Below are 9,494 nucleotides of genomic sequence, written 5' to 3'. Positions count from 1 at the left end.
TGAATTGATTTGATTATAGAAACGTTGTCTTGGGGTAGAATTGAAGTGAGTGATGATCAGATCTATCGTTTTCCCAAAGGTCTGCCAGGTTTTGATGAGGAGACAGAGTTTGCTTTGATAGCTATGGAGGAAGCTCCGTTCTGGTACTTACAGTCTGTGAACAATCAAGGATTGTCTTTTTTTCTCGGTGATCCGTTTGCTTTCTATCCTTCTTATGAGTTTGAACTATCCGATGATGAGGCAAGAGAACTTAAAATTCATTCCGAGGTACTGATTCGTTGTATTATTACAGTTAGGGAACAGATAGAACATACAACAATTAATTTGTTGGCTCCGATTGTGCTGAATCCAGCCAGACAAATCGGTAAGCAAATCGTATTGCACAATGCGCCTTACCATACCAAACATAGCTTACTGCCGGAACAACCCACTACAGACGGAAAGGATGGTGGATAACATGCTCGTACTTTCTCGCAAAAAAGGAGAATCGATTGTTATTCAGGACCAGATCGAACTGACAATTCTTAGTGTGGAAGGAGATATTGTTAAGGTTGGTATCTCCGCTCCTAAAAACGTTGATATTTTCCGTAAGGAAGTTTATCTCTCCATACAGCAATCTAATCGAGAATCGGTATCTCCGCAGAAATCTGATTTGAATGCATTGATGAATCGGCTTCGCGGAGGAAGTACTCATAAAGAATGAATTCAACGAATCACCAATTGGGGTAGCTAATTTAGCTACTTTTTTATATTTCTGAAGAAAAATCTGATAATTTTCAAAAAAATCTTAAAAAATCTCTAAACAGTTGGGGATATACCGTCGATATATGTATTAGGCACTGAGTCGGCAGGGCGGCCGACCTTAATGGCTCAGCGCTTACCACATGGATGTGGAACTAACTTAATTTCAGGGAGGAAATATCAAATGATTATTAACCACAATATCGCGGCGTTGAATACTCACCGCCAACTGTCTACTAACACTGCCAATACTAACAAAAACATCGAGAAGTTGTCTTCTGGTCTTCGCATCAACCGTGCTGGTGATGATGCCGCTGGTTTGGCAATCTCCGAAAAAATGCGCGGTCAAATCCGCGGTTTGGATATGGCTTCCAAGAACTCACAAGATGCAATTTCTTTGATTCAAACTGCTGAGGGTGCACTTAGCGAAACTCACAGCATTCTACAACGTATGCGTGAACTTTCGGTACAATCTGCGAATGACACAAATACTTCTACTGACCGTGGAGAATTACAGAAAGAAATCAATCAGTTGACAGAAGAAATCGACAGAATTGCAACTACTACTGAGTTCAATACCAAGTCCCTTTTGACTGGTGACTACGGTACAAAAGCTGTATCCGGAACTCCTGCTAACGTAGGAATTAAGTCTGCATTGGCTTCGACGATCACTGAAGGTAGTTATGCAGTTGTTGTAACAAATGCTGCTGTACAAGGTAAAGAAACGGGTGCAATAGACCTTTCTGGTGGAGTTACAATCACTAAAGATACCAATGACTCCCTTGTTCTTAATGGAACAACGATCAAATTTGAAGCTGGTGCTTATACAGCAGACCAAATTGCTAGTAAATTAAACGAATACAAAGATAAAACTGGATTAACTGCATCTATTGTTTCTAACAACCTAGTATTAACGAATAATAAAGTTGGTACTCAAACTAATACCATTGCAGGTAATGCGGCTGCTGGTCTGGTAGGCGCAGCAGTTTCTACAGCTGGTGAAAATGCTACGATTACTGTAGGTGGTGCAGCAGTTGGTGTACAAGTTGATGCTAACGATGGCCGTAACCTGACTATTACAGACGGAGCACTTAAAGGTCTCGTGTTGAATGCCAAGGGAGCAGATGCCTCTACTTCAACAATTACAATTAACAAAGATGAACTCTCAATGCAAATCGGTGCAAACGAAAACCAAACGCTTAAAATCTCCGTAGAAGATATGAGAGCTGCTTCGATTGGTGTAGACGCAATTGATGTTACTACAGCAAGCAAAGCATCTTCTTCTATTACTACTATCAACAAAGCTTTGGAAACAGTTTCTGGCGAACGCGCTAAACTGGGAGCTTACCAAAACCGTTTGGAACACACAATCAACAACTTGAATACTTCTTCCGAGAACTTGACAGCTGCTGAATCGCGTGTTCGTGACGTAGACATGGCTAAAGAAATGATGCAACAAACGAAGAACAACATCTTGGCTCAAGCAGCTCAAGCTATGTTGGCACAAGCAAATCAACAACCACAGGGTGTTCTGCAATTGCTTCGTTAATCTTCAAACAATGTTTCAAGCCCCAGGGGGATCCCTGGGGCTTTTTGTATATAGAATGTATTTATGAAGAATGATTTACTATACATCTGTGGCAAGTTATTTTTCATTCTTAATCCTAATATATTCCTAATCGAAACCGATATATATAATATAAATTATTGTTGCTGGAGGCTAGATACATGAACGTGCAGTTTTCTCTTTCCGCCGCTGCTGCATCTATCGGGAATCAAAGTAAAGTGGAATCCGGAGTTAGTACTGTTAATATGCCTATACCTGCTAGTGATAGCCCCATTATTCGGGATGTCAAGGACCTGGGGACGAAAGAGAGACAGGGTGTCAATGTATCTATTGCCGATGAACAGCTTATTAGAACCATTGAGCGAGCAGTTAAATCTTTGCAAGGTCCTCAAACAACATTAGAGATTAGTATACATGAAAAAACACATGACATAATGGTAAAGGTAATGAACAAAGAGACCGGAGAGCTTATTCGTGAGGTGCCTCCTGAAAAAACGCTGGATTTGGTCGCGAAAATGATGGAAATTGCCGGTTTACTCATTGATGAAAGAATTTAAGATAAGGGGGGGCAACTTTGGTAAATAGAATTAATGGATTCTCAGGGATGGATATCGATAGTATGGTTAAGAGTATGATGATGAATAAGCGCGTCCCGCTAGAAAAACTAAATCAGGATAAACAATTACTGGACTGGAAGAGAGATAGTTACCGTGAAATTAATAGTAAACTATACGACTTCCGAAACAACAAATTAATTGATAAATTTGGTATATCTTCAGCTCTAAATGCCAATAAGGCATTAGTGAGTGGCAATACGTCTGCGGTAAAGGCAGAAGCTTTGGCAACTGCAAATGGAATTGATATGGAGATAACTGTAGCAAGTTTGGCAACAAAAGAAACAGTTAAAACTGCCGGGGCTGGCAAAGGATTTACTTCGGATTCAACACTCAATCAACTAAGTTCTAAGTTGTCTCCAGTACCTGCTGAACCCTATACTCTAAAAGTAAATGATCAGACATTCACTTTTAATGGTGATGTCCGCATCTCGGAAGTCATTGCACAAATAAATTCAAATGAAAAAGCGAATGTGACAGCAAGCTTTGACGAAATTAAAGGACAATTTATAATTTCATCTAATACTATGGGTGCAGAGGGTAAGGTTGATATAGGGACAGGAACAGGCACTAATCTGTTGAGCCTATTTAATGGGATCGATAACAGTTTGTTTGTAAATGGTAGTGATGCAGCTGTTGTAATTAATGGCGAATCCTTAACTAAAAGTTCAAACGTATTTGTCGTAAATGGGATTCAGTTTACTTTGATGGCAGAGACAGGAACAAACGGGTCAACTAAAGTAACTACTCAAACAGATCCTGAAAAACCTTTAGAAACTATCAAAGCATTTATAGAAGAATACAATAAATTAATTAGTGCATTGAATACAAAAGTTAATGAAGCAAAATATCGTGATTTCACTCCGCTAACTGATGAACAGAAGAAAGAGATGGAGGAAAGTGATATTTTAGCATGGACAGAAAAGGCTAAAAGTGGCTTGCTCAAAAATGATGATATCCTGAAATCATCGATTTCCTCCATGCGATTACTTATAACAGAAAACTTGGGCGATCTCAGTTCTATAGGTATTACAACAGGGACATATTCGGAGAATGGTAAACTGATTTTGAATGAAACTGCTTTTAAAGAGGCGTTGAATAAGAATCCACAGAAGATCATTGATTTATTTCAAGGAACCGCTAGTTCACCATCTTCAGGTCTTTTTGATAAATTAGCTGACAAAACAAGTGCTGTACTAAAAGATATCTCCGACAGAGCAGGTACGGATAGATTTTCTGCTAATCTCACTGGTACTTATAAAGAAGAGAGTGTTATGGGGAAAAAGTTAAAGGAATATAACTCCCGTATTACGGCTCTTCAGAAAAATTTGACTATGATAGAAACGCGTTATTATAATCAATTCACTGCAATGGAAAAAGCTATAAGCAAGCTGAATGCTCAATCCTCAAGCCTTTTATCGAGTCTAGGCACTACATCATAATAGAGGGTGAAATCAATGATTAAATCTCCATACGAAAAGTACCGACAATCTGCTGTGCAAACATCAACCCCTGCTCAATTAGTGCTTATGCTCTACGACGGAGCAATCCGTTTTGTGAGGGCTGGTATGGATGGGTTGGAGAAGAATGATTACGAAAAAGCCAATACAAATCTTGGTAAGGCTCAAACCATAATCAGTGAACTGATGAGTACTCTTAATTACTCTTACGATGTATCCAATAATTTATTCACTATGTACGAATATACAAATTTTTTGCTGGTTGAAGCCAATATCCGTAAAGATAAGACTAAGGCAGAAGAAGCGCTAGGTTACTTAACTGAAATACGGGAAACTTGGCTTCAGGCTTCAAAGATCGCAGCAGGTCAGAGCCCAGAAAGCACCTCTATGGAAAGTACTAATGGATAAAGATAAACTTATTTCAGAGCTGCAGCTGTTAACGCAGAATATGATGGAGCGATTATACCAAGCTGAATTCGAAGAGTTTGAGTCTTTCGTGGAAGAGCGTCAAAAGCTGATTGATAACATCATCCGACAGTTCTCGTCGATTCCTGCATCGGGGCCGCAGAAAATTGAAATCGAACGAATTTTGCATCGAGATCTTGAAATCACTGCACGCATGAATGAGCTTCGGCAGGAAGCCCGTGATTGGCTCCAAAAACGCAACCAAGCCAAAGCCCAACGCAACGCCTACGAAGCTGCCTACACCCCCGACAGCATCCTAATGGACCGCAAAAAATAATAATTTCCTGATGTTTCATCTCAGGAGCAGACGGGTAGTATAAAGCGTCTGCTCCTTTTTTGATGAAATGATCACAGTTTAAGCTACTTTATTTTTAAATTAATGAATGGTAAATTATTGAAAGTAAACATTTACTTTTCCAATTGACAATAGAGAAGCAGCGGTGGTATAGTCGAATTGTGAGCAAGACTCACGTTCATCTGATGACGAAGGGAATGTTTAATCAATGGAAGGTAAAGTTAAATGGTTTAACGCAGAAAAAGGTTATGGTTTCATCGAAACTGCCGACGGTGGCGACGTATTCGTACACTTCTCCGCAATCCAAACTGACGGTTTCAAGACTTTGGATGAAGGTCAATCCGTAGAGTTTGATATCGTAGAAGGCGCACGCGGACCACAAGCAGCTAACGTCATCAAATTATAATCATCCGGCGCAGCCGACCTACATATATGGTAGATGGTTAGCAATTGAGACTACGCTAGCACAGACCTTGGGATTTTCCCAAGGTCTTTTTTGTTGTACGGAAAGGGGTGCGAAAAGCGAAAACCTCACATGAATTTCCAAATTTATGTTAGAGTAATGCAAAATCTGGGTAATTAAAGATGTTGGGCCTACGTTCTTGCCTCGATGCAGACTAATTGCAGCTTAGGCGTATGGTTGAAAATGATGTAATTAGCGATAGATGTACAGTGATGCTAAAGCCCATGTACTACGGATAATGGTTCCAAAATAAGCGGTGCCTGAATTATTTCATACTGCCTAAGCTGACAGAACTAACAGTATGCTTCCGAAGCAGGTTTTGGACAAGTGTTTATGCAAAGCGGAGGCTCTCCAATTTTAAGCATACGCTTCCAGTGTCGCTTTTGTACGATGCTAATCGGCAGGCTATGCTCACAAAACTTTTAGGAGGATGGACAGCAGAATGAAGATGAAGAAAGCATTGCGCGGTTTGATGACTGGTTTGCTTGGGGTTAGCATGTTGTTCGGGGCTCTGGGTAGTGTCTCAGCTGCACCGGCTGCCAAGGATATTCAAGGGCACTGGGCACAAAACCAACTGCAGGATTGGCTCAATAAGGGTTATTTGCAAGGGTATGCTGACGGCACTGTGAAGCCGAATAAGCCCATCACCCGCGGGGAATATGTTGCCCTGGTGAATCGCCTGTTTGGGTTCACGGAAACGGCATCTATTGCGTTCAAAGATCTTAAGAACTCCAACTGGGCTTATAGCGAAGTGGCAAAAGCCGTAAAAGCCGGATACATCGGCGGCTATGAGAATAATACATTCCGTTCTGCCAGTCCGCTTACCCGTCAGGAAGCTGCAGTAATTACTGCCAAGCTTCTTAGCTTGGATAGCAGCAACACCTCTCTTACGTTCAAGGACAGCGCCCAAATTGCCTCATGGGCCAAGGGTGCAGTTGCAGCCGCGGCAGCTAAGAACATCATCAACGGTTACCCGGATGGAACCTTCGGGCCTAAGAGACCACTGACCAGAGCTGAGGCCGTAGGTATTATTGGAAACTCAGCGGCGAACAAGCCGAGCGGTTCAGGTAACCCGGTAACACCTACTCCTACTCCATCAGCAACAGCTACGCCAACCCCAACGCCTACAAGCACGACCGGTGGAGGAAGCGGTGGCGGAGGTGGCGGTGGAGGAACCATTGCGCCAACGGTCAGCAATATTACTTATGGGCATGTCGGTTCTGTTACAGCAGACGTGTATCTGACACCGTCAGTGACGGGGGCAGTTTATTATGTAGTCGCCCCTTACACCAGCACTGCGGCAGTTCCAAGCACCCTGCAGATCACAAAAGGCCTGACCAGTACAGGAACTGCAGGAGTAAACTATGGAAAAGTAGCAGCAACTGGTAATACGAAGGTTTCTTTCTCCGTTTATGGACTACAGGCTAACACCGAGTATGCGGCTTATATCGCGCTTTCGGATTCTGTTGGAAGCTGGTCGACCGTGTCAACTCTGCGTTTGACTACAGCCTCAGGCGGTGCTACGGCGATTACAGAGCTTAGTCCGGGCTCCATGGGGACTGTAACTGCTGATGTCTATGTATCCTACGGTCAAACGGGAGGCGCATCTGCCCCGGTAAGATATGTTGTATTGCCGGCTAATGCTGCCGATCCTAGCGCAGCACAGGTTGCTGCCGGTCAAAATAGCAGTGGCGTTCAGTTGAGTGCACCTTGGACAGGCACTATTTCACCGGCTCCAGCTCCAGGAGTTAGACAAACTCTGACGTTAAGCGGACTTACTGCCCACACCGATTATAAGGTATATGTCATCACAGGCAGTGGCAGCTCATGGTCGCCCGTAGAAATTCTGCGGATTCATACCAAATAGCCATAAGAAATGGCGGCTGTGAAGGAAAAAATACGCGGTATGAGTAATTTGATTATATAATTTAAGGGTATCAGGAATAATACTATAAGCCAGACTAGGTCCGGATAAGGGAAAGAAGATTGCCCTTTCCGGACTTTCTGTTTGTAAAATAAAAGAAAGTTGGACATATGTAAGGTAAATGTAAAGTCTGTAATGAATTGCTTTTTACTTAGGCCTGACAATTTGGTATAATGAGAACGTAAACAAAGGAGGAGTGCCCATGCAATTCAGCATTCGAGGTCAACAAATTGAAGTGACCGACGCTTTGAGAGACTATGTTGATAAGAAGCTCAGCAGACTTGAGAAGTATTTCGATGCACCCCCTACCTCAGAAGGATTTGTGACGCTTGGCGTTGTTCGTGGCCTTCATACGGTGGAAGTAACCATTCCACTGGCGGGTGTTACGCTTCGTGCCGAGGATCGCAGCGATGATATGTATGCATCCATCGATGCCGTAGTGGACAAGCTGGAACGTCAAATTCGCAAGCATAAGACCAAACTCAATCGTAAGTTCCGTCAGGAAGGCAGCTTGAAGACCTTGTTCGTGGAAGGATCGGCCGGTGCCGTAGCTGTTGAGGATCAGGAACAGGATTATGATGATTTGGAAGTTGTGCGGAACAAGCGCTTCACCTTGAAGCCTATGGATGTCGAGGAAGCGATTCTGCAAATGAACATGGTTGGACATAATTTCTTTGTATTCTCCAACATTGACACTTCTGAAGTGAGTGTTGTATACAAACGGAATGATGGGAAGTACGGCCTGATCGAACAGAACTAGACCTGTAAATACCCAAAAGTAGATGCTGGGAATGTTTTCTTCGCTTCAGTATGACTAAGACAATTAACCGAGCCCCTATTCGCTTCAGCGAATAGGGCTCTTGTGCGTATATAAAGGGGAAGAAAGCTCAGCTTCTTATATTTTGCCAAATAAGGTTACAGCTACTCGTATTGCGGCTTCTCTTACAAACTGTTACAATTTATGAAGCAGCGGAATCGAAATAATATATGGCCCTTTCAATATTAGTGAGGATGGGCTCGATTCCACCATCTGTGTTGCATGAAAGGGGTTAACCATGCTAGGACTTGTAAAGAAAATATTCGGTGACACCAATGAACGCGATGTCAAACGTCTGATGAAGACGGTCGAAGTAATTAATGCGATGGAGCCGGATTTCGTAGCGCTCTCGGATGAAGCGCTCCAGGCTAAGACCGAAGAATTCCGTGCCCGGATCGAAAAAGGCGAGACCCTCGAGGAAATTCTTCCTGAGGCATTTGCAACCGTACGCGAAGCTTCCAAACGGACGCTGGGCATGCGGCATTTTGACGTACAGCTAGTTGGAGGTATGGCGCTGCATGAAGGCCGGATCTCCGAGATGAAGACAGGTGAAGGTAAGACACTGGTAGGGACATTGCCGGTCTACTTGAATGCATTGCTCGGTAAGGGTGTGCATGTTGTAACGGTAAATGATTATTTGGCACAGCGTGACAGTGCGCAAATGGCACAAATTTATAACTTCCTGGGCATGACGGTTGGGGTGAACCTGAACGGCATGGACCATGCTGATAAACAACAAGCCTATGCCTGCGATATTACGTATGGCACCAACAATGAATTCGGCTTTGACTACTTGCGTGACAACATGGTGCTCTATAAGGAGCAAATGGTACAGCGCCCGCTATATTTCTGTATTATTGATGAAGTTGACTCCATTCTAATCGATGAAGCGCGGACTCCGCTTATTATTTCCGGACAAGCCGAGAAATCGACAGAACTGTATTATGCTGCAGACCGCTTTGTGAAGAAGCTGACTGCTGAAGAGGACTATACAGTAGATATTAAAGTGAAATCGGTGGCTTTGACAGAGAAGGGCGTCGCTACGGCTGAACGCGCTTTTGGTGTTGAGAACCTTTATGATCATAGTCATGTGACACTTAATCATCATATCGTCCAGGCACTTAAGGCTAATGTAATTATGCGCCGTG

At 42.9% G+C, this 9,494-nt stretch carries 11 protein-coding genes; all 11 read left to right on the top strand.

All coding sequences use genetic code 11. The features are described from left to right. Window positions 1-45: 45 nt before the first annotated feature. A complete protein-coding gene (gene fliW, locus AQR02_RS20235) occupies window positions 46-456 on the top strand; it encodes a flagellar assembly protein FliW (RefSeq protein ID WP_245237637.1) in 411 nt (136 codons plus the stop codon). Window position 457: 1 nt separating this feature from the next. Continuing rightward, window positions 458-703 carry a carbon storage regulator CsrA gene (gene csrA / locus AQR02_RS20230; protein ID WP_054942261.1) on the top strand — a complete coding sequence of 82 codons (246 nt, stop codon included), beginning with the start codon at window positions 458-460 and terminating at the stop codon, window positions 701-703. Between the two features lie 222 nt (window positions 704-925). Continuing rightward, window positions 926-2,290: a flagellin N-terminal helical domain-containing protein gene (locus tag AQR02_RS20225; RefSeq protein ID WP_054942260.1), complete on the top strand. Its 1,365-nt coding sequence runs from the start codon at window positions 926-928 to the stop codon at window positions 2,288-2,290. A 179-nt stretch (window positions 2,291-2,469) separates the two neighbouring features. Beyond that, on the top strand, window positions 2,470-2,865 hold the full coding sequence (locus AQR02_RS20220; protein ID WP_054942259.1) for a flagellar protein FlaG: 396 nt from the start codon (window positions 2,470-2,472) through the stop codon (window positions 2,863-2,865). Between the two features lie 17 nt (window positions 2,866-2,882). Further along, window positions 2,883-4,364, top strand: coding sequence for a flagellar filament capping protein FliD (gene fliD, locus AQR02_RS20215; protein WP_054942258.1), 1,482 nt, complete (start codon window positions 2,883-2,885; stop codon window positions 4,362-4,364). A 15-nt stretch (window positions 4,365-4,379) separates the two neighbouring features. Then, entirely contained in the window at window positions 4,380-4,790 is a 411-nt protein-coding gene (fliS, locus tag AQR02_RS20210; RefSeq protein WP_054942257.1) for a flagellar export chaperone FliS, read from the top strand. Further along, window positions 4,783-5,124 carry a flagellar protein FliT gene (gene fliT / locus AQR02_RS20205; protein ID WP_054942256.1) on the top strand — a complete coding sequence of 114 codons (342 nt, stop codon included), beginning with the start codon at window positions 4,783-4,785 and terminating at the stop codon, window positions 5,122-5,124. The genes fliS and fliT overlap by 8 nt, the downstream gene beginning before the upstream one ends. Window positions 5,125-5,350: 226 nt before the next feature. Then, window positions 5,351-5,548 (top strand): cold shock domain-containing protein, encoded by a 198-nt coding sequence (locus AQR02_RS20200; RefSeq protein WP_019915069.1) that lies wholly within the window; start codon window positions 5,351-5,353, stop codon window positions 5,546-5,548. Between the two features lie 499 nt (window positions 5,549-6,047). Continuing rightward, on the top strand, window positions 6,048-7,472 hold the full coding sequence (locus AQR02_RS20195) for an S-layer homology domain-containing protein (protein ID WP_054942255.1): 1,425 nt from the start codon (window positions 6,048-6,050) through the stop codon (window positions 7,470-7,472). A gap of 259 nt (window positions 7,473-7,731) precedes the next feature. Then, window positions 7,732-8,289 carry a ribosome hibernation-promoting factor, HPF/YfiA family gene (gene hpf, locus AQR02_RS20190; RefSeq protein ID WP_054942254.1) on the top strand — a complete coding sequence of 186 codons (558 nt, stop codon included), beginning with the start codon at window positions 7,732-7,734 and terminating at the stop codon, window positions 8,287-8,289. Window positions 8,290-8,584: 295 nt separating this feature from the next. Continuing rightward, window positions 8,585-9,494 (top strand): preprotein translocase subunit SecA (locus AQR02_RS34665; protein ID WP_342447484.1); only part of this gene is annotated, 910 nt, incomplete at its 3' end.

The sequence above is a fragment of the Paenibacillus ihuae genome, from assembly GCF_001368795.1.
GTDB classification, from domain to species: Bacteria; Bacillota; Bacilli; order Paenibacillales; family Paenibacillaceae; genus Paenibacillus_AQ; species Paenibacillus_AQ ihuae.
The sequence above is the reverse complement of the archived record's forward strand: the minus strand, read 5'-3'. Positions and strand labels throughout refer to the sequence as shown.